Consider the following 24,913-nt stretch of genomic DNA (forward strand, 5'->3'; position numbering starts at 1 on the left):
CCGTGATTACCCGCCGGTAGCATCGAGTCATGGCAGACACCAAGCAGGAGCGCACGGCGGCGAAGCTCGCGAAGCGGATCGGCGACTTCTCCAAGCAGCACGGCGGCGCCGAGGGGCAGCTCGCCTACATCGGCCAGATGGGCACCCGCATCGTGCTCGTCGGCGAGGACGGCGGCTGGGGCGACCTGGTGGCCCCCAGCCACGACGTCGCGCAGCTGGCCGCCGAGAAGGCCGGACTGACCCTGCACGAGGACTTCGACGGCGAATTCGCCGCCAAGGTGAAGACCGGCCCGTACGAGTGGAAGCGGATGGCCGGCATCCAGCTCGGCAGCCCTTCCTGACCCCTCCGGCACCCCGCCCCGGGCCTCCGGCACCCCTGCCGCGGAGCCCCGGCGGCGCTGCCCGAGACCCTTCGAACGACGGTACGGTCGCGCGCGGCAGCAACACCTGACGCGCCCGTCACCCGTTAGGACGTGTGGAAGCACATTCCGCCGGACCGTCCCGGCGGGATTCCCGACGTCCGCAACGGGATGCCCGGATGATCGACACGCCGTCCCTGGTGGACCAGTACTGCCACGGGGTGCTCCGCACGGAGCTCGGCCTCGGCACCTTCGAGGCCCATCTGGGGCGCGCCGCGGGCCCGCCCGCCCCCGGCACCACCTTCTTCGACACCCAGACCGGCTTCGCCGTACGGCGCTGGTGCCCGCCCCTGCTGGGCCTCGAACCGCACTGCGCCCCGGCCCGCTACCTCGCCCGGCGCCGCGAGCTCGGCGTCGTCGAGTCCGGCCGCCGGCTGCTGCGGGGCTCCGGGATCACCACGTACCTGGTCGACACCGGACTGCCCGGCGACCTCACCGCCCCCGGCGAGCTGGCCGCGGCCGGGGCCGCCGAGGCCCACGAGATCGTCCGCCTCGAACTGCTGGCCGGCCGGGTCGCCGATACCTCCGGGACCGTCGAGACCTTCCTCGCCCAGCTCGCCGGGGCCGTCCACGGGGCGGCCGCCTCCGCCGTGGCCTTCACGTCCGTGGCCGGCGCCGGCGCGGCGCTCGCCTTCGCGCCCGACCCGCCGGGTCCCGGTGAGGTGCGCGGGGCGGCGGCCCGTTGGCTGGAGTCCCGGGCCCTGGCGCGGGCGGCGACGCCCAGCACGGCCGTCGGGCCCCGCGAAGGCGGGGGCGGCGTGGATCCCGTACTGCTGCGGCACCTGCTGTGGAGCGCGGTGGCCACCGGGCTGCCGCTGCAACTGCACGCCGGGCCCGGGGACCCGCGCCGCCGCATCGACCGCACCGATCCGGCCCTGCTGACGGACTTCGTCCGTGCCACCGCCGGGCTCGGTACCGACGTCGTACTGCTACACGGGTACCCGTACCACCGGCACGCGGCGCATCTGGCCGGCGCCTTCCCGCACGTGTACGCCGACCTCGGCCCGGCCCTCGCGCACACCGGTGCGCGGGCGGCCGAGGTCCTGGCGGAGTTCCTCGAACTCGCGCCCTTCGGCAAGCTGCTGTTCTCCAGCGGGGGCCGGGCGCTGCCGGAACTGCACGTGGTCGGCGCGCGCGTGTTCGGCGACGCGCTGGCCCGGGTCCTGGGCGGCTGGGTGGGCGACGGGGCCTGGTCCCTACGGGACGCGGAGCGGGTCGCCGGGATGATCGCGGCGGGCAACGCCCGGCGCGTGTACGGGCTGGCGGGCGGCGGCTGACCCGCGGGGCGGGCCGCCGGCCGGCGGGCCTCCGGTCGGCGGGTCCCCGGTCAGCGGGTCCCCGCCGGGCGGGGCCCGGTCAGTGGGCCGCGGACAGCGCCGGGTCGCTCTGCGCGGGGATGCCCGCGGTGGCCACCGGCCGCTCGCGCAGGCCCAGGACCACCCGCAGCACCGCGATCCACACCAGGCACGAGCCCAGCATGTGCGCGGCCACCAGCACCTCGGGCAGCTTCGTGAAGAACTGCACGTACCCGATCGCGCCCTGGGCCAGCAGCACCACCAGCAGGTCGCGGGCGCGCGCCCGGGTGTCGTCCGGGGCGTCGACCACCTTCAGCACCAGCCACATCGCCACGGCCAGCGCGCACACCAGCCAGGCGGCGATGGCGTGCACGTGGGCGGTGGTGGCCCAGTCGAAGGGCATCCGCGGCACGTCGCTGCTGTCACCGGCGTGCGGGCCGGAGCCCGTCACCACGGTGCCCGCGGCGATCAACACGAAGGACGTGCCCGCCAGGGCCCAGCCCAGCTTGCGCACCGGGCCCGGCACGCGCGGCCGCGGGGCGCCGTCGCCCTCGCCGGCGCGCACCCAGGTGACCGTCGTGACGGTGATGAGGGAGGTGGCGAGCAGGAAGTGCGCCGCCACGCTGTAGGGGTTGAGCCCCAGCCAGACGGTGATGCCGCCCAGCACCGCGTTGCCCATGACGACGAAGAACTGCGTCCAGCCGAGCTTCGTCAGCGAGCGCCGCCACGGCTTGGCCGAACGGGCCGCCAGGATCGCCCAGCCCACCGCCGCGCACAGCACGTAGGTGAGCATCCGGTTGCCGAACTCGATCGCGCCGTGGAAGCCCTGGGCCGACGTGACGATCAGGCTGTCGTCGGTGCACTTGGGCCACGTGTCGCAGCCCAGGCCGGAGCCGGTGAGCCGGACGGCCCCGCCGGTGACGACGATGACCACGCTCATGACGACGGCGGCGAGCGCCGCGCGCCGGAGCACCCGGGGTGTGGGCGTCCAGCGCCGGGCGATGGAGGCGAAGGGGTTCAACACGGGCCCTATCGTAGGCCGCGCCTTGTGCAAACTTTCACGAGGGGGTGCCGGTGTGGCCCCCCGACGGCGTGTGCGTCAGCCGGAAGCGGGAACCGGCCGGGTCGCCCTCCTCGTGCCACCACACCAGGACCCGCCAGGGAGTTGCGTCCCCGGGGTAGTCCGGGGAGGTGGTGAAGTCCCGCACCAGGCCCGCCCCGGTCTCCTCCGCCGTGCGATCCGTCACGTCGGCCGAGCCGCGCCAGGGATGTCCCAGTACGTCCCACAAGCCGTCAGGACCGCGCACCTCGAAGCGCCATACGGCCCGCCACGGCCGCGCGCTCAGGGTGGCCCGGACCGCCCCCTCGTCGACCTGCAGCCCGGCCGCGATCACCAGCGGGTCCACGCCCTGGATCCGGGCGGCGAGCACGGCGTGCGGCAGCAGAGCCTCGGGCAGCCGCCCGTCCGCGCGCAGGGCGGCCAGGGTGTCGAAGGACAGCAGGCGCAGCCGGAGCTCCAACTGCCGGCCGAGGTGCTTGACCGCCTCCTCCGCCTCCTCGTACCCGGGGCCGCCGGCCCGGGCCAGGGCGCGGAAGCCGGCCTCGGCGTCCGCCGCCCAGGCCACCGCGTCCGCCGCCAGGCCCAGTTCGGCGAGCCGGTCGCCGGCGAACACCTCGGCCTGCGCGAGTCCCCTGATGTTGACCGGATCCCGCTGGTCGAGCTGCCGCCACACCTCCACCGCGGCCAGCGTCAGATCACGGGCCCGCTCGCCGGCCGCCCGCTCGATGGGGCCGGGCACCGCCTCGCCGCCCGGACCCAGCGGGAACCGCGGCAGCCGGTCGGCGTCGCTCAGCGGCCAGGCCAGCCACACGCCGTGGTTGATCAGCCCGCGGGCGTACCAGCGGGCGTACTCGGGGGAGTGCGGCGCGGCCTGCTCGGCGTACCGCAGGCCCTCCTCGATCGCGGCCAGTGCGGCCGGCCGGTCCCCCTCCGCGAACCGGCGCGCGGCCAGGTCGCTCAGCCGCAGCCCGAGCCGCGCGGCGCACTCCGGATCGGTCCGGGCGGGCTCGCGCAGCGCCCCGATCAGCTCCGCCAGCAGCGCCTCGGCGTCGGCGGGCGGCACCTCGGCCGCCCCCGCCCTGATCCGTGCCCATTGCCCGTCCAGCCGCAACGCGGCCTCTCGCGCCACCATGTCCGCCCCCCGGCTCCGTGGTCAGTGGAGGCGTCCATCCTGACCCGCCCGCTACTCCCAGCGGAAGTGCCGACCCGCCAGACCCAGCCCGAGCACCGACCATCCGGCCAGCAGGCCCAGCTGCTCCCAGGGGAGCCCGGCGCCGTGCTGGAGCACGTCGCGCAGCCCCTCCGACAGGGCGGAGACCGGCAGCAGCTCCAGGACGGGGCGGACCGCGCCGGGGAACTTGTCCAGCGGCACGATGACCCCGCCGCCGACCAGCAGGAGCAGGAACACCAGGTTCGCCGCGGCGAGGGTGACCTCGGCCTTGAGGGTGCCGGCCATCAGCAGCCCCAGACCCGAGAACGCGGCGGTGCCCAGCAGCAGCAGGAGTGCCACCGCGAGGGGGTTGCCGTGCGGCGACCAGCCGAGCGCGAGGGCGATCGCGGTCAGCAGCGCCACCTGGAGCACCTCGGTGACCAGCACCGACAGGGTCTTGGCGGCCATCAGGCCCCAGCGCGGCAGCGGCGAGGCGCCCAGCCGCTTCAGCACGCCGTAGCGGCGGTCGAAACCGGTGGCGATGGCCTGGCCGGTGAAGGCGGTGGACATGACGGCGAGCGCCAGCGCGCCGGGGGCGAGGAAGTCGACCGACCTGCCCGCGCCCGTGTCGATCACGTCGACCGTGGCGAACAGGACCAGCAGCATGGCCGGGATGATCACGGTCAGCAGCAGCTGCTCGCCGTTGCGCAGCAGCATGCGCGTCTCCAGCGCGGCCTGCGCGCCGATCATGCGGGCCAGCGGCGCCGCGCCCGGCTTCGGGGTGAACGTGCCGGCGCTCATCCGCGCAGCTCCTTACCGGTCAGCTCGAGGAAGACGTCCTCCAGGGTGTGCCGCTCGACGGAGATGCCGTCGGGCATCACGCCGTTCTGCGCGCACCAGGAGGTGACGGTGGCCAGCAGCTGCGGGCCGACGCTGCCGGTGATGCGGTAGGCGCCGGGGGTGAGCTCGACGGCCGCGCTGCCGTCGGGCAGGGCCTTGAGGAGGGAGGCCAGGTCGAGCCCCGGGCGGCCGGTGAAGCGCAGGGTGTTCTCGGCGCCGCCGCGGCACAGCTGCTCGGGGCTGCCCTGGGCGATGACCTTGCCGGCGTCGATGATCGCGACGTCGTCGGCGAGCTGCTCGGCCTCGTCCATGTGGTGGGTGGTGAGGACGACGCCCACGCCGTCGGCGCGCAGCTCGCGCACCAGCTCCCAGGTGGCGCGGCGGGCCTGCGGGTCGAGGCCGGCGGTGGGCTCGTCGAGGAAGACCAGTTCGGGGCGGCCCACGACGGCCATGGCGAGCGCGAGGCGCTGCTGCTGGCCGCCGGACAGGCGCCGGTACGGGGTGCGCCCGCAGCCGCCGAGGCCGAGGCGCTCCACGAGGGTGGCCACGTCCAGCGGGTGCGCGTACAGCTTCGCCATGTGGCTCAGCATCTCGACGGCGCGGGCGCCGGAGAAGACGCCGCCGGACTGGAGCATCACGCCGATGCGGGGGCGCAGGGCCTCGGCGTCGGTGTAGGGGTCGAGGCCGAGGACGCGGACGGTGCCGGAGGCGGGCGGGCGGTAGCCCTCGCAGGTCTCGACGGTGGTGGTCTTGCCGGCGCCGTTGGGGCCGAGCACCGCGGTGACGGTGCCGCGCCGGACGTCGAGGTCGAGTCCGTCGACGGCGGTCTTGTCGCCGTACCGCTGGACCAGGCCCCGTACGCGCACGGCGGGGCCGGCCGTGTCATCACTCATGGGGGCGAGTCTACGAAGCGTGGGGGGCGGCCCGGGCCGTCGGGGGAGCGGGGGGTCGGTTCCCGGACGGGTCCCGGCGGCCACGGGTGCCCCGGCCTGCGGCGCAGTCACCGGAACGGACCGGAACGAATACGGAATTCCAGACTCCGAATTACTCTGCGTCGACAGATTAGGTAACCCTTAGTGATAGAAGACACCTGGAGTGGCGCTCGTCACGGCTTGTCGGCTCTTCGGCAATTACGCAACAATGGCGTTGTGAAAAACGAGGCACGGATGATCGAGACCCCTCACGGGGACCTCGCTACCGGGGAGCGGTCAACCCGCAACCGGGTCGCGCGCTCGATCCTGGACCACGGTCCCTCGACCGTGGCCGACCTCGCCGGGCGACTCGGCCTCACCCAGGCCGCCGTCCGCCGCCACCTCGACGCACTCGTCGCCGACGACGTGGTCGCCCCCCGTGAGCAGCGCGTCTACGGAGCGCGCACCCGGGGCCGACCCGCCAAGGTGTTCGCGCTCACCGACTGCGGTCGCGACGCCTTCGACCAGTCGTACGACAAGCTCGCCGTCGACGCCCTGCGCTGGATCTCGAAGGCCGCGGGCGGCGGAGAACAGGGCGAGGCGGCCGTCGCGGCGTTCGCGCGCGACCGGCTGGCCGCCCAGGCGGAGGCCTACCGGCAGGCCGTGGACGCGGCCGAGCCCGCGGACCGTACCGAGGCCCTCGCCAAGGCGTTGACCGTGGACGGGTACGCTGCTACGGCGAAGAGCGCTCCCGGTCCGCACAGCGGAGAACAGCTCTGCCAGCACCACTGCCCGGTCGCCCACGTCGCCGAGCAGTTCCCGCAGCTCTGCGAGGCGGAGACCGAGGTCTTCTCCAAGCTGCTCGGGACCCATGTGCAGCGGCTCGCCACCATCGCCCACGGCGACGGGGTGTGCACCACGTTCATTCCGCGCGGCGCCGCCCCACAGACCACTTCATCAGCATCTGCAAGCACGGCCGGGAGGAACCCCGCATGACCACGGAGATTGCTCACCCTGAGCTCGAGGGCCTGGGCAAGTACGAGTACGGCTGGGCCGACTCCGACGCGGCCGGTGCCGCCGCCAAGCGCGGTCTCAGCGAGGACGTCGTCCGGGACATCTCGTCGAAGAAGAACGAGCCCGAGTGGATGCTGAAGCTCCGCCTCAAGGGCCTGAAGCTGTTCGACAAGAAGCCCATGCCGACCTGGGGCTCCGACCTGTCGGGCATCGACTTCGACAACATCAAGTACTTCGTGCGTTCCACCGAGAAGCAGGCCGCTTCCTGGGAGGAACTGCCCGAGGACATCAAGAACACGTACGACAAGCTCGGCATCCCGGAGGCGGAGAAGCAGCGCCTCGTCGCCGGTGTCGCGGCCCAGTACGAGTCGGAGGTCGTCTACCACCAGATCCGCGAGGACCTGGAGGAGCAGGGCGTCATCTTCGTCGACACCGACACCGCGCTGAAGGAGCACGAGGAGCTCTTCAAGGAGTACTTCGGCACCGTCATCCCGGTCGGCGACAACAAGTTCGCCTCCCTGAACACCGCCGTGTGGTCCGGTGGCTCGTTCATCTACGTGCCCAAGGGCGTCCACGTCGAGATCCCGCTGCAGGCCTACTTCCGCATCAACACGGAGAACATGGGCCAGTTCGAGCGGACGCTGATCGTCGTGGACGAGGACGCGTACGTCCACTACGTCGAGGGCTGCACCGCCCCGATCTACTCCTCGGACTCGCTGCACAGCGCCGTCGTCGAGATCATCGTGAAGAAGGGCGGCCGCTGCCGCTACACGACGATCCAGAACTGGTCGAACAACGTGTACAACCTCGTCACCAAGCGTGCCGTGGCGTACGAGGGCGCGACCATGGAGTGGATCGACGGCAACATCGGCTCCAAGGTCACCATGAAGTACCCGGCCGTCTACCTGATGGGCGAGCACGCCAAGGGCGAGACCCTCTCCATCGCCTTCGCCGGCGAGGGCCAGCACCAGGACGCCGGCTCGAAGATGGTCCACATGGCGCCGAACACCTCCTCCAACATCGTCTCCAAGTCGGTGGCGCGGGGCGGCGGCCGCACCTCGTACCGCGGCCTGGTCGAGATCGGCGAGGGCGCCTCGGGCTCCAAGTCCAACGTGCTCTGCGACGCGCTGCTCGTGGACCAGATCTCCCGCTCCGACACGTACCCGTACGTCGACGTCCGCGAGGACGACGTGTCGATGGGCCACGAGGCCACCGTCTCCAAGGTCTCCGAGGACCAGCTCTTCTACCTCATGAGCCGCGGCATGACCGAGTTCGAGGCCATGGCCATGATCGTGCGCGGCTTCGTCGAGCCGATCGCCAAGGAGCTGCCCATGGAGTACGCCCTGGAGCTCAACCGGCTGATCGAGCTGCAGATGGAGGGCGCGGTCGGCTGACCGCCACCCGCCCCACCACCAGCTCCACGGTCCGTCCCTCGCGGGCCGAGGACCGCAACGACGTAGGAAGAGAGCAAAACGACAGCCATGGCTGAGGCTCAGAACATCCCGGCGGGGTCGACCACCGCCGGAGCGATCGCGGTGGCCGCGGAGTCCACCGTCGCCACCCGGATGAGCGCACCCCCGTCCTTCGACGTGGCGGACTTCCCCGTGCCGCACGGCCGCGAGGAGGAGTGGCGCTTCACCCCGCTGGAGCGCCTGCGCGGACTCCACGACGGCACCGCGACCGCCAACGGCAGCATGAAGGCCCAGATCGACGCCCCCGAAGGGGTCACCGTCGAGTCGGTGGAGCGCGCCGACGAGCGCGTCGGCAAGGCCGGCACGCCGGTCGACCGCGTCGCCGCCCAGGCGTTCTCGTCCTTCGCCAAGGCCACGGTCGTCACCGTGCCCAAGGAGACCGTCCTCACCGAGCCCGTGCGCGTCTCGCTGCACGGCGAGGGCGGCACCACCTTCGGCCACACCGTCTTCGACGTGAAGCCGTTCGCCGAGGCCGTCATCGTGATCGACCACACCGGTGACGGCGTGCGCGCCGCCAACGTCGACTTCCTCGTCGGCGACGGCGCCAAGGTCACCGTCGTCTCCATCCAGGACTGGGACGACACCGCCGTCCACTGCTCCCAGCACAACGCGCTGGTCGGCCGGGACGCGAGCTTCAAGTCCTTCGTCGTGACCTTCGGCGGCGACCTGGTCCGCATCCACCCGCGCGTCGCGTACGCGGGCCCCGGCGGCGAGGCCGAGCTGCTCGGCCTGTACTTCACCGACGCCGGCCAGCACCAGGAGCACCGCCTCCTGGTCACCCACAACGTGCCGCACTGCAAGTCCAACGTGGTCTACAAGGGCGCACTGCAGGGCGAGGCGGCCCACGCCGTCTGGATCGGCGACGTCCTCATCGAGAAGACCGCCGAGGGCACCGACACCTACGAGCTCAACCGCAACCTCGTGCTCACCGACGGCGCGCGGGTCGACTCCGTGCCGAACCTGGAGATCGAGACCGGCGAGATCGTCGGCGCCGGCCACGCCTCCGCGACCGGCCGCTTCGACGACGAGCAGCTCTTCTACCTCCAGGCGCGCGGCATCCCGGCCGACGAGGCCCGCCGCCTGGTGGTCCGCGGCTTCTTCGCCGGGCTGGTCCAGCAGATCGGCGTCGCCGACCTGGAGGAGCGACTCATCGCGAAGATCGAGAACGAGCTCGAGGCGGCCGTCTGATGACCTACGTCAAGGCGTGCGCGCTCAGCGAGCTGGAGGAGAACACCCCCAAGCGGGTGGAGCTCGACGGCACCCCGGTGTCGATCGTGTCCACCGACGGCGAGGTGTTCGCGATCAACGACATCTGCTCGCACGCGAACGTCTCCCTGTCGGAGGGTGAGGTCGAGGACTGCCAGATCGAGTGCTGGCTGCACGGGTCGGCCTTCGACCTGCGCACCGGCAAGCCGTCCGGCCTCCCCGCGACGCGCCCCGTCCCCGTTTACCCCGTCAAGATCGAAGGGGACGACGTGCTCGTCTCCCTCACCCAGGAGTCCTGAGGCACCCATGGCTACGCTTGAAATCCACGACCTGCACGTCTCCGTCGAGGCGGAGAACGGCTCCCGCGAGATCCTCAAGGGCGTCGACCTGACCGTCAAGCAGGGCGAGACGCACGCCATCATGGGCCCCAACGGCTCCGGCAAGTCGACCCTGGCCTACTCCCTCGCCGGCCACCCGAAGTACACGATCACCGGTGGCACCGTGACCCTCGACGGCGAGGACGTCCTCGAGATGTCCGTCGACGAGCGCGCCCGCGCCGGCGTCTTCCTCGCCATGCAGTACCCGGTCGAGGTCCCCGGCGTCTCGGTCTCCAACTTCCTGCGCACCTCCGCCACCGCCGTCCGCGGCGAGGCCCCCAAGCTGCGCACCTGGGTGAAGGAGGTCAAGGAGGCCATGGAGCGTCTCTCCATGGACCCGGCCTTCGCCGAGCGCAACGTCAACGAGGGCTTCTCCGGCGGTGAGAAGAAGCGCCACGAGATCCTCCAGCTGGAGCTCCTCAAGCCGAAGATCGCGATCCTCGACGAGACCGACTCCGGCCTGGACGTCGACGCCCTGCGCATCGTCTCCGAGGGCGTCAACCGCGTGCGCGACACCGGTGACGTGGGCACCCTGCTCATCACCCACTACACGCGCATCCTGCGCTACATCAAGCCCGACTACGTGCACGTGTTCGCGAACGGCCGCATCGTCGAGTCCGGCGGCGCCGAGCTCGCGGACCAGCTCGAGGCCGAGGGCTACGACAAGTACGTGAAGGGTGGCGCGACCGCGTGACACAGCTGCCTGGCCTCCTCGACACCGAGGCGATCCGCAAGGACTTCCCCCTGCTGGATCGTGTGGTCCACGACGGGAAGAAGATCGTCTACCTGGACTCCGCGGCGACCTCGCAGAAGCCGCGCCAGGTGCTCGACGCGCTGAACGAGTACTACGAGCGGCACAACGCCAACGTCCACCGTGGCGTGTACTTGGTCGCCGAGGAGGCCACGGCGCTGTACGAGGGCGCGCGCGACAAGGTCGCCGCGTTCATCAACGCCCCGAGCCGCGACGAGGTGATCTTCACCAAGAACGCCTCGGAGTCGCTCAACCTGGTCGCGAACATGCTCGGTTGGGCCGACGAGCCCTACCGGGTGGACCACGAGACCGAGATCGTCATCACGGAGATGGAGCACCACTCCAACATCGTGCCGTGGCAGCTGCTCTCGCAGCGCACGGGCGCGAAGCTGAAGTGGTTCGGCCTCACCGACGACGGCCGCCTCGACCTGTCGAACATCAACGAGCTCATCACGGAGAAGACGAAGATCGTCTCCTTCGCGCTGGTCTCCAACCTGCTCGGCACCGTCAACCCCGTCGACACCATCGTGCGCCGGGCCCAGGAGGTCGGCGCGCTGGTGCTGCTCGACGCCTCCCAGGCCGCCCCGCACATGCCGCTCGACGTGCAGGCGCTGGGCGCCGACTTCGTGGCCTTCACCGGTCACAAGATGTGCGCCCCGACCGGCATCGGCGTCCTGTGGGGCCGCCAGGAGCTGCTCGAGGACCTGCCGCCGTTCCTCGGCGGCGGCGAGATGATCGAGACCGTCTCGATGCACTCCTCGACGTACGCCCCGGCGCCGCACAAGTTCGAGGCGGGCACGCCCCCGATCGCCCAGGCCGTCGGCCTCGGCGCGGCCGTGGACTACCTGAACGCCATCGGCATGGACAAGATCGCCGCTCACGAGCACGCGATCACCGAGTACGCGCTGAAGCGCCTGCAGGAGGTTCCCGACCTGCGGATCATCGGCCCCACCACGGCCGAGGACCGCGGCGCCGCGATCTCCTTCGTGCTCGGCGACATCCACCCGCACGACGTCGGCCAGGTCCTGGACGAGCAGGGCATCGCGGTCCGCGTGGGACACCACTGCGCGCGCCCGGTCTGCCTGCGCTACGGAATTCCTGCGACCACGCGAGCGTCGTTCTACCTGTACTCCTCCCCGGCCGATGTCGACGCCCTGGTCGACGGCCTGGAGCACGTACGCAACTTCTTCGGGTAGGAGAGCGCTTCAGTGAAGCTGGATTCGATGTACCAGGAGCTGATCCTGGACCATTACAAGCACCCGCACGGCCGCGGTCTGCGTGACGGCGACGCCGAGGTGCACCACGTCAACCCGACGTGCGGCGACGAGATCACGCTGCGGGTGAAGTACGACGGCGAGACGCTCACGGACGTCTCGTACGAGGGCCAGGGCTGCTCCATCAGCCAGGCGAGCGCGTCGGTCCTCAACGAGCTGATGGTCGGCAAGGAGCTCGCCGAGGCGCAGAAGATCCAGAGCACGTTCCTGGAGCTGATGCAGTCCAAGGGCAAGATCGAGCCCGACGAGGCGATGGAGGAGGTGCTGGAGGACGCGGTCGCGTTCGCCGGCGTCTCGAAGTACCCGGCCCGCGTGAAGTGCGCGCTGCTGAGCTGGATGGCGTGGAAGGACGCGACCGCCCAGGCCCTGGGCGAGGGCGCCGAGAGGAAGACGGCATGAGCGAGAACGCAACGCCCGAGGTGACCACGAAGCCGGCCACCGAGGAGGAGGTCCGCGAGGCCCTCTACGACGTGGTCGACCCCGAGCTGGGCATCGACGTGGTGAACCTGGGCCTGATCTACGGCATCCACATCGACGACGCCAACATCGCGACCCTGGACATGACCCTGACGTCCGCGGCCTGTCCGCTGACCGACGTGATCGAGGACCAGGCCAAGTCCGCGACCGACGGCATCGTCAACGAGCTGCGGATCAACTGGGTCTGGATGCCCCCGTGGGGCCCGGACAAGATCACCGACGACGGTCGCGAGCAGCTCCGCGCCCTCGGCTTCAACGTCTGAGCACGGCCCGTTCGAGCACGGTCCGTTCGGGTACCGCCCTCCAGGCGCTTCGCGAAGGCCCCCGGCACCTCGGTGTCGGGGGCCTTCGCGCGTTCCGGCGGGGGGCCGCCGGGTGTTCGTCCGCCGTACGGGTGGCGTGCACGCGGAGTTGGCGCGGCGAGCCGAGCCTTCTCACGGCCGTCACGCCGTGACGGCGCACGTGAGAGGAAACCGCCGTGACCGTTCGCCACGCCGCCGGGCTCGCCGGCGCAGCCGCCCTGCTGGTCGCCGGGCTGACCACGCCCGCGCAGGCCGTGACCTACGGGACGCCGACCATCAGCCTGTCGGCGGCCTACCTGTCGGGTGCCGTCGGGGGCGTGGGCGACCCGGTCGTCACCGTGACCGTCGGTCAGAGCGGCGCGGACGCGAGCGCGCTGACCGTGGCCGCGTCGGCCAGCAGCAAGAGCTCGGTGGCCGCGACCTCGGACGTGACCGTCACCGGTACCGGCGCGGTCCGTACCCTCGCGGTGGCCGCGCGCGGCCGCGGCTACGCCAACCTGACCGTCAAGGTGACCGGCCTGGGCGGCAAGACCGCCACCAAGACCCTGTCGTACGCCGCCTCCGCCGCGGTGCAGAACCCGGCGGACGCCCGCTACCTGACCGGCTCCTCCGACGCCTCGGCCGCGGTCGACCTCGGCGGCGGCTACGCGGTCGTCGCGGACGACGAGTCCAACGTGCTCCGCCTGTACGACCGTTCCCGCTCCGGCGCGCCGGTGCGCACCTGGGACTTCAGCTCCCAGATCGGCGCCACCAAGGAGATCGACATCGAGGGCGCGGCCCGGGTCGGCGACATCATCTACTGGACCGGCTCGCTCGGCAACAACAAGGACGGCGAGTACAAGGCCGACCGCAACACCGTCTTCACCACCAAGGTCACCGGTACGGGCGCGAACGCCCAGCTCACCTACGGGCGTTCGTACCGCAAGCTGCGCGACGACCTGGTGGCCTGGGACAAGGCGAACGGCAACCGCTACGGCTTCGCGGCCGGCACGGCCACCGGCCAGGCGCCGAAGCAGATCGACGGCTTCAACGTCGAGGGCCTGGAGTTCGCGCCCGGCTCGACGACCACCGCGTACATCGGCTTCCGCGCCCCGCTCGCCCCGGCCGTGCCCGGCGGCAAGGCACTGGTCGTGCCGGTGACCAACATGGACCAGGTGCTGGCCACCGGCGCCAAGGCGGTCTTCGGCGCGCCGATCGAGCTGGACCTGGGCGGCCTGTCGCTCCGCGACATCCGCAAGAACGCCGCCGGCCAGTACCTGGTCCTGGCCGGCAGCTGGGCCGCGGACGACAACACCGACCCGTACGCCCTGTACTCCTGGGACGGTGTCGCCGGCCACGCGCCGGTCGAGGTCGAGGACCTGCCGACCGCCGACGCGGGCGGCTGGGAGTCCGTGGTCGAGGTCCCGGACCTGACCGTGCCCGGTGCCCGGGTCCAGCTGATCACCGACAGCGGCTCCGCCGACCTCTACGGGGACGGTGTCGAGGCCAAGGACCTCACCCACCCGGAGTGGAAGAAGTCCCGGTCCGCCTGGTTCACGATCGGCTGACCGGACACCCCGTCGTTCCGGTCCTCCGGACCGTCAGAAGGTGCCCGGCGGGGGTCCGCCGGGCACCGGCGGCTGTGCCGGTGCGGCCGCCGCCGCGGCGGCCAGGGCGGGCGCGAGGTCCTCGCGCCGGATGCGCTGGTCGACGTAGAGCAGGCCGCTCGCCAGCTGCGGCAGGCCCATCTGGAAGACCTGCGAGACGACGCTGCCGATCAGGATGGACAGGAAGTAGACGACCACCCCGCCGACCAGGGCCCCGGTCCCGGCGTCGGGGTCGGCCGCGGCGAACGCGGTCGGCACCATGGCGAAGAAGCCGACCAGCATGAACGGCAGCTGGATGAGGTAGCCGATCACGGCGGCGATCGCGAGGGTCAGCAGCGTGATGCCGAAGATCCGCCACCAGGAGCCCTTGACCAGCCGGGACGAGCGGCGCAGCGCCGCGACCGGGCCGAGCTTCTCCATCACCACGACGGCCGGGGCGAGGCTGAACTTGACGCCCAACCAGACGGTGAGCGGGAGCGCGAGCAGGACGATCAGCGGCAGGGCCAGGAGCGCCGCGGGCGGCTCGGGCTGCGTGTAGTCCGCGGTGGCGGCCACCACGATGCCGACCACCAGGGCCACGAGCCACGGCAGGCCCGCGGTCACCATGGTGAGCAGCAGGGTGCCGAGCATGGCCGGCAGCCGGGACCAGGACCGGCGGAACATCGCGCCGAAGGTGGTGCGGCGGCCCAGTACGGCCTCCTGGAGCACGTTCGGGACCAGCGCGCTGATCACCGCCCAGCCCAGCAGCATCAGCGCGCAGAGGAGCAGCCCCAGCGGGATCAGCGTCCACAGCACCGGCACCAGGTCCTCGTCGGCCGGGGTCGCTCCGGCCGGCAGGTCGAAGACGCCGTCGAGGTGCTCCCACACGAGCGCGAGGCCGAGGGCTGCCGCGCCCACGAGGACGAGGAGCCCGGCGCCCTGGACCGCCAGCATGACGCCGACCAGCTGCTTCCAGTAGCGGCCGAAGGTGGAGAACGCCCCGGAGAGGACGTCGCCGAGGCCGAGCGGCTGCAGCGGGATCACCCCGGGCCGGGGCGGCGGGGGCGCCCAGCCGCCCGCCCAGCCGCCGGGTGCCCCGTAGGGCGCTCCGTACGGGGCGCCGTGGGGCTGTCCGTACGGGGCGCCGCCGTTCGGGTTGCCGCGGTTCGCGTCGCCGCCGTTCTGGTTGCTGCCGTTCGGGTCCGACGGCGGTGGTCCCCACCCCTGGTTCTGCGTCATGCCTGTACTCCGTGTGGCTGGATTCTTCTCCCCCTGGAGGGGACACGGTAGCCCGGGTGTCCCGTTCCCCCGGACGGCGGTACCCACACCCGCCGCGCACGTGCGTTCGTATCGTTGTGTACGGGTGTACGCATCGTTGTGTACGCTCGTACGCATGCCTTACGTCCTGCTGGCCGCGGCCATAGCGGCAGAGGTGGCCGGGACCACCGCGATGAAGTACAGCCACGGCTTCAGCAAGCTCTGGCCCTCGCTCGGCACCCTCGTGGGCTACGCCGTGGCCTTCACCCTGCTCGCCCAGGCGCTCAAGTCGATGTCGGTGGGCACGGCGTACGCGATCTGGTCCGGCGTGGGGACGGCGGCCATCGCCACCATCGGGATGCTCTTCATGGGCGAGGCGGCCAACGCCGCGCGCCTGGCCGGGATCGTGCTGATCATCGCCGGGGTGGTGCTGCTCAACATGGGCGGCGCGGGGGCCCATTGATGGCCGCCGCCCGCCGGTACGACCCCGAGCGCCGCGAGCGCATCCTCGACGCGGCGATCCGCGTGGTGGGCACCAAGGGGATCGCCGGGCTCGGCCACCGGGCCGTCGCGGCCGAGGCCGACGTGCCGCTGGGCTCCACCACCTACCACTTCGCGACGCTCGACGACCTGCTGGTCGCCGCGCTGCGGCGGATCAACGCCCGGTTCGCCGAGCGGGTCGGCGCGAGCACGGCCCTCGACGACCCGTACGTCGACCTGGCCGACGAGCTCGCCCGGCTGCTGGGGGAGTGGCTGGCGGGAAGCCCGGCGGGCGACCGCACCGACGTGGAGCTGGAGTACGAGCTCTACCTCGCCGCCCTGCGCCGACCCGCGCTGCGACCGGTCGCGGCCGAGTGGTGCGAGGCGGTCACCGCGCACCTGTCCCGGCGGACCGATCCGCGGACGGCGCGGGCACTGGTCGCGATGATGGACGGGTTCGGCCTCCAGGTGCTGCTCACCGGCGCGCCGTACGACCCGGAGTACGTCGCGGACATGCTGCGGCGCGTGCTGCGCTGAGCGGTGGCCTGCGGTGACGGCCCCTGGTCGCGTCAGCCCCGGACCGCGTCCAGGGCCGCCGCCACGCTGCCCGCGACGTCCGTCACGGGATAGAGGGCGGCCCGTACCGTGCGCCCGCGGTCCACGACCAGCGTGAGCCGCTTCAGCCGGCTCGCTCCCGCCGCCCGGAACGTCGGCAGCCGCAGGGCGGCCGCCAGGCCCAGCTCCGCGTCCGACAGCAGCGGGAAGCCCAGACCCTCGGCCGCCGCGAACTCCCGCTGCTCGTCCGGCCGCTGCGTCGAGACGCCCCGCACCGCCGCGCCTGCGGCCGTGAACTCCGCCAGCCGGTCCCGGAACGTGCGCGACTCCAGCGTGCAGCCCCCCGCACCCGGGATGCCGCCCCAGCCCGGCGGATACGACTCGCCGCGCGCGTACGCCCCCGGGAAGCAGTACAGGACGGTGAACTCCGCCGCCGCCACCGGGTCCCGCGGCGAGCCGTCCTGGTCCGGCAGCGCCAGCTCCGGCACCCGGGTGCCCACCAGCGCGTGCACCCGCTCGGCCTCGCGCGAGGAGTCCCCGGCGGTGGCCGTCAGCTCGCCCTCGCCCAGCAGCCACTGGTCGCCCCAGTCCTGGAGCGCGATCAGGACCGGCACCAGGGCCCGCCCGCGCGCGGTCAGCCGGTACGCGTACCGCACCGGCCGCTCCTGGTAGGGCTCGCGGCCCAGCACCCCGGCCTCCACGAGCAGCCGCAGCCGCTCCGCGAGCACCTTGCGGGACACCCCGAGCTCCCCCTGGAACTCCTCGAAGCGGGTCAGCCCGCGGGCCGCGTCCCGCACGATCAGCAGCGTCCACCAGTCGCCGACGACGTCCAGGGCCTGCGCGATGGCGCAGTCCGCGTCGTCGAGCCGCGTCCGCTGGGCCATCCGCCCCACTCCCCTCCGTGCCGAAAGCCGTTGACCCCCACGGTCCCATGCTGGCAGAGTCAGTTCCCAAAAGGAACTTAGTCGGTCGAGGAGGGGGAGCGGGCGTGAGGCGTCGGCGGACGGCACGTGAGGAGCGTGGTGCAGGGTTCAGGGGCCGGGGTGGCGGGTCGGGGGAGGAGCGGGGCGCCGCAGGTCCGCAGGGGCTGCGGGAGGTCCCGAAGGTCGTGTGGCTGCTGGCCGGCGGGGTGTTCGTCAACGCCGTCGTCAGCTTCACCTTCGTCTTCGTCTTCGTGTACCTGACCGGTCCCCGCGGCTTCGGCGCCGCCGCCGCGGGCCTGGTCATGGGCGTCAGCGGCATCGGCCTGGTGGCCGGCAACTTCACCGGAGGCTGGTTCGGGGACCGCTTCGGTCACCGGCGGGTGCTGCTCACCGCCTCCGCGCTCGGCGGCGCGGCCCTCCTGGCCCTGCCGCTGCTGTCCACCCCGCTGCTGTGCGCGGCGCTGCCCGCCGCCCAGTACGCGAGCGGGGTCGTCCGGGCCGCCAACTCCGCCCTGGTCGCCGTCACCGTCCCCGAGGGCGCCCGCCGGCAGGCCTTCGCCGTCATCCGCTGCGTCTCCAACGGAGGGTTCACCGTCGGGCCACCCCTCGGCGCGCTGATCGCCACCACCCTGTCGTACGACTGGATCTTCGTCGCGGACGGCATCGGCACCCTCTTCTTCGCCTTCTGGACCGCCCGCGCCGTCCCCGCCCGCGGCGCCACCAGGACCACCACCACCGCGGTCGCCGCCGGCCAGGGGCCGGGCCTCTGGCACGAGCTGCGCGCCCGGCCCGCGATGCTCGCCCTGCTCGGCGCGATCCTCGTCATCGACCTCGTCTACCGGCAGCAGTACTCGACCTTCCCGGCCTACCTCGCCGACCACGGCATGGACACCCGCGCCTACGGGCTGCTCATCGCGATCAACGGCGGGGTGATCCTGCTGCTGGAGATCCCCGCCGCCCTGGCCCTGCGCTCCCGCTCACCGCTGCACATCATCGGCACCGGCCTCGTCCTGGTCGCCGCCGGCTACGCGATGCTGCTGCTCGGCGCCGGCGTGGCCACCACCGTCGCCATGATGGTCCTGGTCAGCCTCGGCGAGATCCTCTACAAGACCACGGCCACCGCGTACGTCGCCGACGAGGCCCCCGCCCACGCCGTGGGCCGCTTCCAGAGCCTGTACGCGGGCGTCTCCGTCAGCGGCGTCGTGCTCGCCGCCCCGCTCGGGGCCGGTCTGTACGCCGCCGCCCCGGGCCTGCTGTGGCCGCTGTGCGCGGTGCTGGGCGCGGCCGCCGGGGCCATCGTGCTCGCCGCGGGCGCCCGTACCGCACGCCGTACCGCCCGCCTGACCGTCCCCGATGATCGACCGGCACATGAGACCGGTTCGCCCGCAGCGCCCGTCGTTGGTTAGCGTTTCCTACATGACTACGCGTACCACCGGCGCCGTCGCCGCCGGACTTGCCACCATCACCGCCGACGGCACCGTCCTCGACACCTGGTTCCCCGCCCCGGAGCTCGTCACCGAGCCGGGCGAGGCCGGCACCGAGCGGCTCTCCGCCGAGCGGGCCGTCGAACTGCTGGGCGCGGCCGCCGCGAAGGCGATCCGCACGGACGCCGTCCGCGGCGTCGAGGTCGTCGCCGTCCGCACGGTCATCGCCTCCCTGGACGACAAGCCGCTCGACGCGCACGACGCCTACCTGCGCCTGCACCTGCTCAGCCACCGCCTGGTCAAGCCGCACGGCCAGAACCTGGACGGCGTCTTCGGCCTCCTGACCAACGTCGCCTGGACCTCCCTCGGCCCGGTGGCCGTGGACCAGGTCGAGACCGTCCGCCTGAACGCCCGCGCCGAGGGCCTGCACCTCCAGGTCACCTCGATCGACAAGTTCCCGCGCATGACCGACTACGTCGCCCCCAAGGGCGTGCGCATCGCCGACGCCGACCGCGTCCGGCTCGGCGCGCACCTCGCCGAGGGCACCACCGTCATGCACGAGGGCTTCGTCAACTTCAACGCGGGCACCCTGGGCACCTCCATGGTCGAGGGCCGCATCTCCGCCGGCGTGGTCGTCGGCGACGGCTCCGACATCGGCGGCGGCGCCTCCACGATGGGCACCCTCTCCGGCGGCGGCAAGCAGATCATCTCCATCGGCGAGCGCTGCCTGCTCGGCGCCGAGTCCGGCATCGGCATCGCGCTGGGCGACGAGTGCATCGTCGAGGCCGGCCTGTACGTGACCGCGGGCACCCGCGTCACCCTCCCGGACGGCCAGGTCGTCAAGGCCCTGGAGCTCTCCGGCGCCAGCAACATCCTCTTCCGCCGCAACTCCACCACGGGCGCCGTCGAGGCCCGCCCGAACAACGCGGTCTGGGGCGGCCTGAACGACGTCCTGCACAGCCACAACTGACGCCGCGGGCGGTCCCGCCGTACGGACGCCGTACGGACGCGAAAGCCCCCGACCGGGATGCCGGTCGGGGGCTTCGGCGTACCGGGCCGGCGCGGGGGTGGGCTCAGCTCAGGGGGATCGAGCGGACGAGGCCCGCGAAGGCGCGCTTCTCCTCCTCGGTCAGCTCCACGCGCTCCATCGGGTGGGACTCCACGCCGCGCTGCGACGGGATGAAGGCCAGGCCCTGGGGGGCGGCGGGCTCGGGGTGGTGGAAGCGGCTGTCCCACAGCATGTGCCCGAGGCCGAGCACCCAGACGACGGCGGCCACGACGAGCACGCCGAGGCCGATTTCCTGAGCGAGCGACATGGAGGTGAACACGCGGTCCTCCGAACGGGAGTGCGACGTTGGTACGCGCGATCGGACGTTCAGGACACTCAACACCAAGACCGGCCTCTCGGGCAGGGGTGTGTGTCGCACATCACGCCAGGGTCGAAAGTCCCGAGTCTGTCCTGATTCGCCCGGAGATCTGGTCCGCTCGGTCCGTGGGTCCTGGCTGCGGTGGTCGCGCTCAGTCCGTCAGGGGCAGCTTGAAGCCCTCGTGGCTGCGGGCGTACCCGAGCGACTCGTAGAAGCGGTGCGCGTCGGAGCGCCGCTTGTTGCTGGTCAGCTGCACCAGGGCGCAGCCGCGCGCCCGGGCCCGCTCCGCCGCCCGCCGCATCAGGTCGCGCCCCAGGCCTCCGCCGCGCCGGTCGGCGCGGATCCGTACCGCCTCGACCAGGGCCCGCTCGGCGCCGCCCTGCCCCAGGCCCGGGATGTAGGTGATCTGGAGGCAGCCGACGACCGTGCCGGCCCCGGACGCCCCCGCTTCGACCAGGACCAGCAGCTCGTTGCGCGGGTCGGCCCCGATCGCGGCGAAGGCCCGCTCGTACGCCTCGCCCACCGCGACCGACGCCGGGTCGACGACCCGCTCCTCGTCGGCGAGCAGGGCGAGCACGGCCGGCAGGTCCTGGCGGGTGGCGGTGCGGAAGATCATGCACGGAGTGTCGCAGGGGCCCCGGCCGGGACGGCGGCCGGGGCCCCTGGTTCAGGCGCGCCTCAGGGGCGCCGGCCTGTGGTGACGGGATCCGTGTGCTTACGGGATGAAGCGCAGGACCTGCGGGTCGTGGTCGCTGTTCTGGTCCGCGAACTCCGCGTTGATGTGCACGCTGTCGTACGAGAACTTCTTGATGCCGGGGCTGGTCAGGATCTGGTCCAGCACCTGGGCGTTGCCCTGGTAGACGTACGAGTACCGCTCCGCGCGCGGCAGCGACTTGATCGCGGAGTACAGCGCGCCGCCGTCCTCCAGCTTCTGCGCGGTCTCCGAGAACTCGAAGTCGTTGATGTCGCCGAGGGCGATGACGTTCGCGTTCGGCTGGACGGCCAGGACGTCCTTGACGAAGGAGTTCACGGCCTCCGCCTGCAGGTGGCGCTTGGTCTCCGAGGAGCGCGGCACCGGCTGGTGGCTGGAGGTCAGGCCCTCGTCGCCGCCCTTCGAGCTGAAGTGGTTGGCGATGACGATGACCGTGCGACCGCGGAAGACGAACTCGCCGGCCAGCGGCTTGCGGCTGTCCTGCCAGGCCGGGTTGGCCGGGTCGATGCGGCCGGGGGAGTGGGTCAGGGCCGCGTGGCCCGCCTCGCGGACCACGCCGGTGGCGGTGGTTGCGTTGCCGCCGTCGCGGTCGGTGAACGAGACGCGCGCGGGGTTGAAGAGGAAGACCTGGCGGATGTTGCCGCCGGGCTCGCCGCCGTCCTTGAGGTTCTCCGGCTCGATCGAGCGCCACTCGTACGCCGGTCCGCCCGCGGCCTTGATCGCGTCGGTGAACTTGCGCAGGGTCTCGCCGGCCGAGACGGTGCCGTCGTTCTTGGCGCCGTTGTCGTCCTGGATCTCCTCCAGCGCGACGACGTCGGGGGAGGAGAGGTTCTCGACGACGCCCTTGGCGAGCGCGTCGAACTTGTCCTGCGGGTCGGTCGGGTCGAGGTTCTCGACGTTGTACGTCGCCACCGCGAGCTCGCCCTGCTTCTGCGGGGCGGTGCGCTCGCGCTGCAGGTTCTTGGACTGGACGGTGCCGAGGGTGCGGGCCGCAAGGGTGTAGCCGCCGAACTGGTTGAAGTCCAGCGGGCCTTCGGTGGTGCCGGTCAGCTTGTCGCCGACGTTGGCGACCGGGAACGGCTGCTGCGCGAGCGGCGCGAGCTGCTGGATCTGCAGGCGGCCGGTGTTCTGGGACTCGTACGAGTTGTAGAGGGTGCCGCCGCGCGGGGTGTTGTGCTCCCAGCCCTTCACGGTGACCCACAGCTCGGCGTACGGGTCGGTGGCGCCGACGACGCGGGAGGTGCCGATGCGGACGTTCATGCCCTCGAGGGACTCGTAGTAGTCCAGGGCGTAGGTGCCGGGCTCGAGGGTGAGCCCGTTGATGCTGTTGGCCGCCGCGGCGTCGCCCTGGGGGGCGTACTCCGCGGGGACGGAGTACTCGTTGATCTGAACGGCCTCGGGGAGCTCGTTGCCCGAGGACAGGACGGTCACCTTCGGCTTCGAGATCTGGGTGGCCGACTGGTTGCCCGAGTTCAGGCCACCGGGGACGTACTCGCCGACGAGGCCGGAGACGGACACGGCGTCGCCGACGGCGACGGTCGGGACCGAGCTGGTGAAGACGAAGACGCCCTCGCTGGTGGCGGCGTCGTCGTCGGCCTCGGGGTCCTGCATCCAGAAGCCGCGGGAGCCGTACGTGCGGACGCCGGTGACGATGCCCTCGACGCCGGTGACCTGCTTGCCGGCGAGCGGGGATATACGCGTGGTGCCCTGGATGTCGTGGATGCGGGTCGCGGCGGTCGTGCCGTCCGTCGAGGTGTCGGCGGCGGAGGCGGAACCGGCCAGGAGGCCGCCGGCCAGAGCGGTGGCGACGACGGCGGCGACGGCGGCGGAGCGGGGCAGGGATCCAGTCACGGCGGGACGGGAACGCATGGTCAGGCTACTCCGGTGTGTGGAGGGTGAGGGGTGGGTAGAGCCACTGTTGAGTTCTACGCGCGTCAATCTCTTGCGTGGCCGGGGCAGTTGTCAAGGTCTGGCGGGTATACGGCGGCTGACGTGTACATGAACCGGACGGGATGGGGCGAATTGCGTCTAGGCTGGGGCGTGCGTCGGCCGGCCGGATGCCCCTCGAATTCCCCTTGTCGGAGAGCGGAATGGATGGGTCCGCAACGGCCGGGTTCTTCGCCCTTAGTCGTCGATCCCCACGTCCGTTGTCGTCGGTCCCCGCCTCCGTAGTCGTCGCTCCCCGGTCGGTCCGGTCGGTCCGGTCGGTCCGGTCGGTCCGGTCGGTCCCTGGTCGATGCACCGCCGATCCGCCGCCGACCCGTTTCGTCGCTCCCACACCGCTCCATCCGAGGAGAACCAGCCATGTCCGCAGAGCGCCCCTCGCTGCCGCCGGTTCGGCTGCCGTCCGAGGCGGAACTGGCCCGCGACGCCCTCACCGCGCCGTTGTTCGTGCGTGCGGTGCGCATCGCGCGCTGGGCCGGCCCGGCCACGCCGGTGGGGGCGGGCGGCGAGTTGCCGGCGTCCCGACTGCCGCAGGCAGCGGCCGCGCTGGGGCTGGCGGCCGACGACGAGGGGTGCGCGCGGGCGAGCGAGGCCTGGCGGGTGGCGGTCGACTGCGGGCTGGCGGCGGTGACCGAGGCCGAGGCCGGGGGCGCGGCCGTGCCCGGGCCGCGGCTCGCGATGGTCGCCGGGGCGCCCGGCGACGTGCTCGACCTCTGGCTCACCGCCCTCGACACCGTGCTCGCCGACGCCGCCGTACCGGACCTGGACGACCTCGGCGAACTCGCCGGAGCCCTCGACTCCGGAGGCGGTGTCGACCTCGCCGTGCTGGACTGGGATCCGCGGCGCGAACGGGAGTTCCTGGAGGCGGTGCTGACGCAGCTGTACCGGCTGACCGTGGCCGAGGGCGGGCCCGGGGCGTACCCCGGGCGCTCCGTGCCGGTGCCGCTGCCGGTGCTGGCCGCCTCGCTCGTCGTACCGACGGACATGGGCGCCCCGACGGACGACGTGCTGGCCGAGGTCTCGGACATGATGATGCGGCTCGACGACCGGTTCCGGGTGCTGGAGCCCATCGGGCTGGTGGACTTCCGCCCGGTCGACGAGGAGTTGATGGCGGAGGCGGACGACGAGGAGCTCGCCGCCGGAGCCCATGTGCCGGACGCCGTGGAGGACCTCGCCCGCTACGGACTGGTCCGGCTGACCCCGCTCGGGCTCTTCGGGATCCGGGCCCGGCTGCTGGAGGCGGGGTACGAGGCGCCGGCCGTCGGCGCGTTCGCCGACAAGGGGGCCGACGCGCTGCTGGCGGGCATCGCGCACTACCCCGAGGCGGCCGCCCGCGCCGAGGTCGAGGGCTGGCTCGTCGGCCGTACGGCCACGGAGGCCGCCGCCGAGCTGCTGGCCGCGGCCCGCGGGGCCGACCCGGGCGCGCCGCTGCGACGGCTGCGCTGCCAGCAGGCGCTCGCCCTCACGGGGGCGGCCGCGGAGCCGTCCGTGCGTGCGGTGCTGGCGGACCGGGAGCTGGGCGGGCTGGCCCGGGTGTGGCTGGTCGAGCGGGGCGCGGCCGATGTGCCGGCGCCCGGCGAGGAGCTCGTGTTCTGGCTGGCCGTGGACACGATCGCGGCCCAGCTCGCGGCCGATGGGGGGACGGGGGCGGAGACGGTCGGTGCGGGTGCGGGGGCGGGCTCCGAGGACGTGACCGCTCTGATGGTGGGGCTGACCGGCGGGGACGGTGGCTTCCTCGCGTCGGCCTGGCGGGTGGACCACCCCGACGTGGCGGACGTGCTGGAGGCGGTCGGGCGCATGCACCCGGACAAGGGGACGGCCAAGGAGGCGCGCAAGGCGGCGTTCAAGGCCCGCTCGCGGGGGTAGCGGGTTGCTGCTGAGTGTTGAGTGTTGAGTGTTGAGTGCTTGGTGCTTGGTGCTTGGTGCTGGTGGTTGGTCGTGTGGGGCCCCGGGGGGCTTGACGGGCCTTTGAGGTGCGGGTGTCGGGGCCTGCGCGCTTCGTGGGGCCGCCCCGTGGTGTGTGGGTCCCCTCGCCTCTTGAGGCGCCATGGCCTGCAGGCCCTGCGGCAGGCCCACCCCGGAGGCTTCGGGGCTTCGCCCTGGCCTTCGGCCACCTCCGGCCCGGGCCTGCCTCCGGA

25 protein-coding genes are annotated in these 24,913 nt (G+C 72.6%); 16 read left to right on the plus strand and 9 right to left on the minus strand.

Features of this window, described 5'->3' with window-relative positions; genetic code table 11:
• Nucleotides 1–29: 29 nt before the first annotated feature.
• Nucleotides 30–341 (plus strand): hypothetical protein, encoded by a 312-nt coding sequence (locus ACIQCH_RS32385; protein WP_402586830.1) that lies wholly within the window; start codon nt 30–32, stop codon nt 339–341.
• A gap of 197 nt (nt 342–538) precedes the next feature.
• Complete coding sequence (locus ACIQCH_RS32390; RefSeq protein ID WP_402586832.1) at nt 539–1,696, plus strand: amidohydrolase family protein; 1,158 nt, start codon at nt 539–541, stop codon at nt 1,694–1,696.
• A 79-nt stretch (nt 1,697–1,775) separates the two neighbouring features.
• Here ACIQCH_RS32390 and ACIQCH_RS32395 read toward each other — a convergent pair whose 3' ends face one another.
• Genes ACIQCH_RS32395 through ACIQCH_RS32410 form a run of 4 tightly spaced genes read right to left on the minus strand, consistent with a single transcriptional unit; the run spans nt 1,776 to nt 5,657 of the window.
• Entirely contained in the window at nt 1,776–2,768 is a 993-nt protein-coding gene (locus tag ACIQCH_RS32395; protein WP_402586834.1) for a heme A synthase, read from the minus strand.
• 4 nt (nt 2,769–2,772) lie between these two features.
• Nucleotides 2,773–3,906: a hypothetical protein gene (locus tag ACIQCH_RS32400; protein WP_402586835.1), complete on the minus strand. Its 1,134-nt coding sequence runs from the start codon at nt 3,904–3,906 to the stop codon at nt 2,773–2,775.
• Between the two features lie 51 nt (nt 3,907–3,957).
• Nucleotides 3,958–4,725, minus strand: a complete 768-nt coding sequence (locus ACIQCH_RS32405; RefSeq protein WP_402586837.1) for an ABC transporter permease — start codon at nt 4,723–4,725, stop codon at nt 3,958–3,960.
• Nucleotides 4,722–5,657, minus strand: coding sequence for an ABC transporter ATP-binding protein (locus tag ACIQCH_RS32410; protein WP_402586838.1), 936 nt, complete (start codon nt 5,655–5,657; stop codon nt 4,722–4,724). Before ACIQCH_RS32410 ends, ACIQCH_RS32405 begins: the two co-directional genes overlap by 4 nt.
• Nucleotides 5,658–5,930: 273 nt before the next feature.
• On the opposite strand from ACIQCH_RS32410, the gene ACIQCH_RS32415 reads away from it, so the two are divergent.
• The 9 genes from ACIQCH_RS32415 (at nt 5,931) to ACIQCH_RS32455 (ending at nt 14,095) form a co-directional block, all read left to right on the plus strand.
• The gene (locus ACIQCH_RS32415; RefSeq protein WP_402586840.1) at nt 5,931–6,671 is read left to right on the plus strand and encodes a helix-turn-helix transcriptional regulator; all 741 of its coding nucleotides are present in this window, start codon (nt 5,931–5,933) and stop codon (nt 6,669–6,671) included.
• Complete coding sequence (gene sufB, locus ACIQCH_RS32420) at nt 6,668–8,083, plus strand: Fe-S cluster assembly protein SufB (protein WP_402586842.1); 1,416 nt, start codon at nt 6,668–6,670, stop codon at nt 8,081–8,083. The genes ACIQCH_RS32415 and sufB overlap by 4 nt, the downstream gene beginning before the upstream one ends.
• A gap of 87 nt (nt 8,084–8,170) precedes the next feature.
• A complete protein-coding gene (gene sufD, locus ACIQCH_RS32425) occupies nt 8,171–9,349 on the plus strand; it encodes a Fe-S cluster assembly protein SufD (RefSeq protein WP_402586844.1) in 1,179 nt (392 codons plus the stop codon).
• The gene (locus tag ACIQCH_RS32430) at nt 9,349–9,666 is read left to right on the plus strand and encodes a bifunctional 3-phenylpropionate/cinnamic acid dioxygenase ferredoxin subunit (RefSeq protein ID WP_030197700.1); all 318 of its coding nucleotides are present in this window, start codon (nt 9,349–9,351) and stop codon (nt 9,664–9,666) included. The genes sufD and ACIQCH_RS32430 overlap by 1 nt, the downstream gene beginning before the upstream one ends.
• Before the next feature lie 7 nt (nt 9,667–9,673).
• The gene (gene sufC / locus ACIQCH_RS32435) at nt 9,674–10,438 is read left to right on the plus strand and encodes a Fe-S cluster assembly ATPase SufC (RefSeq protein WP_402586847.1); all 765 of its coding nucleotides are present in this window, start codon (nt 9,674–9,676) and stop codon (nt 10,436–10,438) included.
• On the plus strand, nt 10,435–11,691 hold the full coding sequence (locus tag ACIQCH_RS32440) for a cysteine desulfurase (protein WP_402586849.1): 1,257 nt from the start codon (nt 10,435–10,437) through the stop codon (nt 11,689–11,691). Before sufC ends, ACIQCH_RS32440 begins: the two co-directional genes overlap by 4 nt.
• A 12-nt stretch (nt 11,692–11,703) precedes the next feature.
• Nucleotides 11,704–12,168, plus strand: a complete 465-nt coding sequence (sufU, locus tag ACIQCH_RS32445) for a Fe-S cluster assembly sulfur transfer protein SufU (protein ID WP_030197691.1) — start codon at nt 11,704–11,706, stop codon at nt 12,166–12,168.
• The gene (locus ACIQCH_RS32450; RefSeq protein WP_030197688.1) at nt 12,165–12,509 is read left to right on the plus strand and encodes a metal-sulfur cluster assembly factor; all 345 of its coding nucleotides are present in this window, start codon (nt 12,165–12,167) and stop codon (nt 12,507–12,509) included. Before sufU ends, ACIQCH_RS32450 begins: the two co-directional genes overlap by 4 nt.
• Nucleotides 12,510–12,766: 257 nt before the next feature.
• Nucleotides 12,767–14,095 (plus strand): hypothetical protein, encoded by a 1,329-nt coding sequence (locus tag ACIQCH_RS32455; RefSeq protein WP_402586876.1) that lies wholly within the window; start codon nt 12,767–12,769, stop codon nt 14,093–14,095.
• A gap of 33 nt (nt 14,096–14,128) precedes the next feature.
• Here the strand turns inward: ACIQCH_RS32455 and ACIQCH_RS32460 are convergent, their stop codons facing one another.
• Nucleotides 14,129–15,352, minus strand: coding sequence for a hypothetical protein (locus ACIQCH_RS32460; protein ID WP_402586852.1), 1,224 nt, complete (start codon nt 15,350–15,352; stop codon nt 14,129–14,131).
• A 154-nt stretch (nt 15,353–15,506) separates the two neighbouring features.
• Between ACIQCH_RS32460 and ACIQCH_RS32465 the strand changes: the two genes are divergently transcribed.
• Together ACIQCH_RS32465 and ACIQCH_RS32470 are read left to right on the plus strand one after the other, a co-directional pair.
• The gene (locus tag ACIQCH_RS32465) at nt 15,507–15,833 is read left to right on the plus strand and encodes a DMT family transporter (RefSeq protein WP_402586854.1); all 327 of its coding nucleotides are present in this window, start codon (nt 15,507–15,509) and stop codon (nt 15,831–15,833) included.
• Nucleotides 15,833–16,387, plus strand: a complete 555-nt coding sequence (locus tag ACIQCH_RS32470) for a TetR/AcrR family transcriptional regulator (protein WP_402586856.1) — start codon at nt 15,833–15,835, stop codon at nt 16,385–16,387. Before ACIQCH_RS32465 ends, ACIQCH_RS32470 begins: the two co-directional genes overlap by 1 nt.
• Before the next feature lie 32 nt (nt 16,388–16,419).
• On the opposite strand, the gene ACIQCH_RS32475 is transcribed toward ACIQCH_RS32470, so the two are convergent.
• Complete coding sequence (locus ACIQCH_RS32475) at nt 16,420–17,289, minus strand: winged helix-turn-helix transcriptional regulator (protein WP_402586858.1); 870 nt, start codon at nt 17,287–17,289, stop codon at nt 16,420–16,422.
• A 224-nt stretch (nt 17,290–17,513) separates the two neighbouring features.
• Here ACIQCH_RS32475 and ACIQCH_RS32480 point away from each other — a divergent pair, with 224 nt between their 5' ends.
• A complete protein-coding gene (locus ACIQCH_RS32480) occupies nt 17,514–18,734 on the plus strand; it encodes an MFS transporter (RefSeq protein ID WP_402586860.1) in 1,221 nt (406 codons plus the stop codon).
• Nucleotides 18,735–18,744: 10 nt separating this feature from the next.
• On the plus strand, nt 18,745–19,722 hold the full coding sequence (gene dapD, locus ACIQCH_RS32485) for a 2,3,4,5-tetrahydropyridine-2,6-dicarboxylate N-succinyltransferase (RefSeq protein ID WP_402586862.1): 978 nt from the start codon (nt 18,745–18,747) through the stop codon (nt 19,720–19,722).
• A gap of 103 nt (nt 19,723–19,825) precedes the next feature.
• Here dapD and ACIQCH_RS32490 read toward each other — a convergent pair whose 3' ends face one another.
• The 3 genes from ACIQCH_RS32490 to ACIQCH_RS32500 form a co-directional block, all read right to left on the minus strand.
• Nucleotides 19,826–20,080, minus strand: a complete 255-nt coding sequence (locus tag ACIQCH_RS32490; protein ID WP_402586864.1) for a hypothetical protein — start codon at nt 20,078–20,080, stop codon at nt 19,826–19,828.
• Nucleotides 20,081–20,270: 190 nt separating this feature from the next.
• On the minus strand, nt 20,271–20,735 hold the full coding sequence (locus ACIQCH_RS32495) for a GNAT family N-acetyltransferase (protein ID WP_402586866.1): 465 nt from the start codon (nt 20,733–20,735) through the stop codon (nt 20,271–20,273).
• Between the two features lie 99 nt (nt 20,736–20,834).
• The gene (locus tag ACIQCH_RS32500) at nt 20,835–22,700 is read right to left on the minus strand and encodes an endonuclease/exonuclease/phosphatase family protein (RefSeq protein WP_402586868.1); all 1,866 of its coding nucleotides are present in this window, start codon (nt 22,698–22,700) and stop codon (nt 20,835–20,837) included.
• Between the two features lie 435 nt (nt 22,701–23,135).
• Between ACIQCH_RS32500 and ACIQCH_RS32505 the strand changes: the two genes are divergently transcribed.
• Nucleotides 23,136–24,641 (plus strand): hypothetical protein, encoded by a 1,506-nt coding sequence (locus ACIQCH_RS32505; protein ID WP_402586870.1) that lies wholly within the window; start codon nt 23,136–23,138, stop codon nt 24,639–24,641.
• Nucleotides 24,642–24,913: the final 272 nt, after the last annotated feature.

Source organism: Streptomyces sp. NPDC093225, assembly GCF_044753805.1.
Lineage (GTDB): Bacteria > Actinomycetota > Actinomycetes > Streptomycetales > Streptomycetaceae > Streptomyces.

Coding starts and splice junctions, on each gene's coding strand:
- ACIQCH_RS32405 (WP_402586837.1), bottom strand. CDS start 4,725: ATGAGCGCCGGCACGTTCACCCCGAAGCCGGGCGCGGCGCCGCTGGCC.
- ACIQCH_RS32465 (WP_402586854.1), top strand. CDS start 15,507: ATGCCTTACGTCCTGCTGGCCGCGGCCATAGCGGCAGAGGTGGCCGGG.
- ACIQCH_RS32415 (WP_402586840.1), top strand. CDS start 5,931: ATGATCGAGACCCCTCACGGGGACCTCGCTACCGGGGAGCGGTCAACC.
- ACIQCH_RS32500 (WP_402586868.1), bottom strand. CDS start 22,700: ATGCGTTCCCGTCCCGCCGTGACTGGATCCCTGCCCCGCTCCGCCGCC.
- sufB (WP_402586842.1), top strand. CDS start 6,668: ATGACCACGGAGATTGCTCACCCTGAGCTCGAGGGCCTGGGCAAGTAC.
- ACIQCH_RS32430 (WP_030197700.1), top strand. CDS start 9,349: ATGACCTACGTCAAGGCGTGCGCGCTCAGCGAGCTGGAGGAGAACACC.
- ACIQCH_RS32505 (WP_402586870.1), top strand. CDS start 23,136: ATGTCCGCAGAGCGCCCCTCGCTGCCGCCGGTTCGGCTGCCGTCCGAG.
- ACIQCH_RS32475 (WP_402586858.1), bottom strand. CDS start 17,289: ATGGCCCAGCGGACGCGGCTCGACGACGCGGACTGCGCCATCGCGCAG.
- ACIQCH_RS32460 (WP_402586852.1), bottom strand. CDS start 15,352: ATGACGCAGAACCAGGGGTGGGGACCACCGCCGTCGGACCCGAACGGC.
- ACIQCH_RS32410 (WP_402586838.1), bottom strand. CDS start 5,657: ATGAGTGATGACACGGCCGGCCCCGCCGTGCGCGTACGGGGCCTGGTC.
- ACIQCH_RS32385 (WP_402586830.1), top strand. CDS start 30: ATGGCAGACACCAAGCAGGAGCGCACGGCGGCGAAGCTCGCGAAGCGG.
- ACIQCH_RS32390 (WP_402586832.1), top strand. CDS start 539: ATGATCGACACGCCGTCCCTGGTGGACCAGTACTGCCACGGGGTGCTC.
- ACIQCH_RS32400 (WP_402586835.1), bottom strand. CDS start 3,906: ATGGTGGCGCGAGAGGCCGCGTTGCGGCTGGACGGGCAATGGGCACGG.
- sufC (WP_402586847.1), top strand. CDS start 9,674: ATGGCTACGCTTGAAATCCACGACCTGCACGTCTCCGTCGAGGCGGAG.
- ACIQCH_RS32470 (WP_402586856.1), top strand. CDS start 15,833: ATGGCCGCCGCCCGCCGGTACGACCCCGAGCGCCGCGAGCGCATCCTC.
- ACIQCH_RS32495 (WP_402586866.1), bottom strand. CDS start 20,735: ATGATCTTCCGCACCGCCACCCGCCAGGACCTGCCGGCCGTGCTCGCC.
- ACIQCH_RS32450 (WP_030197688.1), top strand. CDS start 12,165: ATGAGCGAGAACGCAACGCCCGAGGTGACCACGAAGCCGGCCACCGAG.
- dapD (WP_402586862.1), top strand. CDS start 18,745: ATGACTACGCGTACCACCGGCGCCGTCGCCGCCGGACTTGCCACCATC.
- sufD (WP_402586844.1), top strand. CDS start 8,171: ATGGCTGAGGCTCAGAACATCCCGGCGGGGTCGACCACCGCCGGAGCG.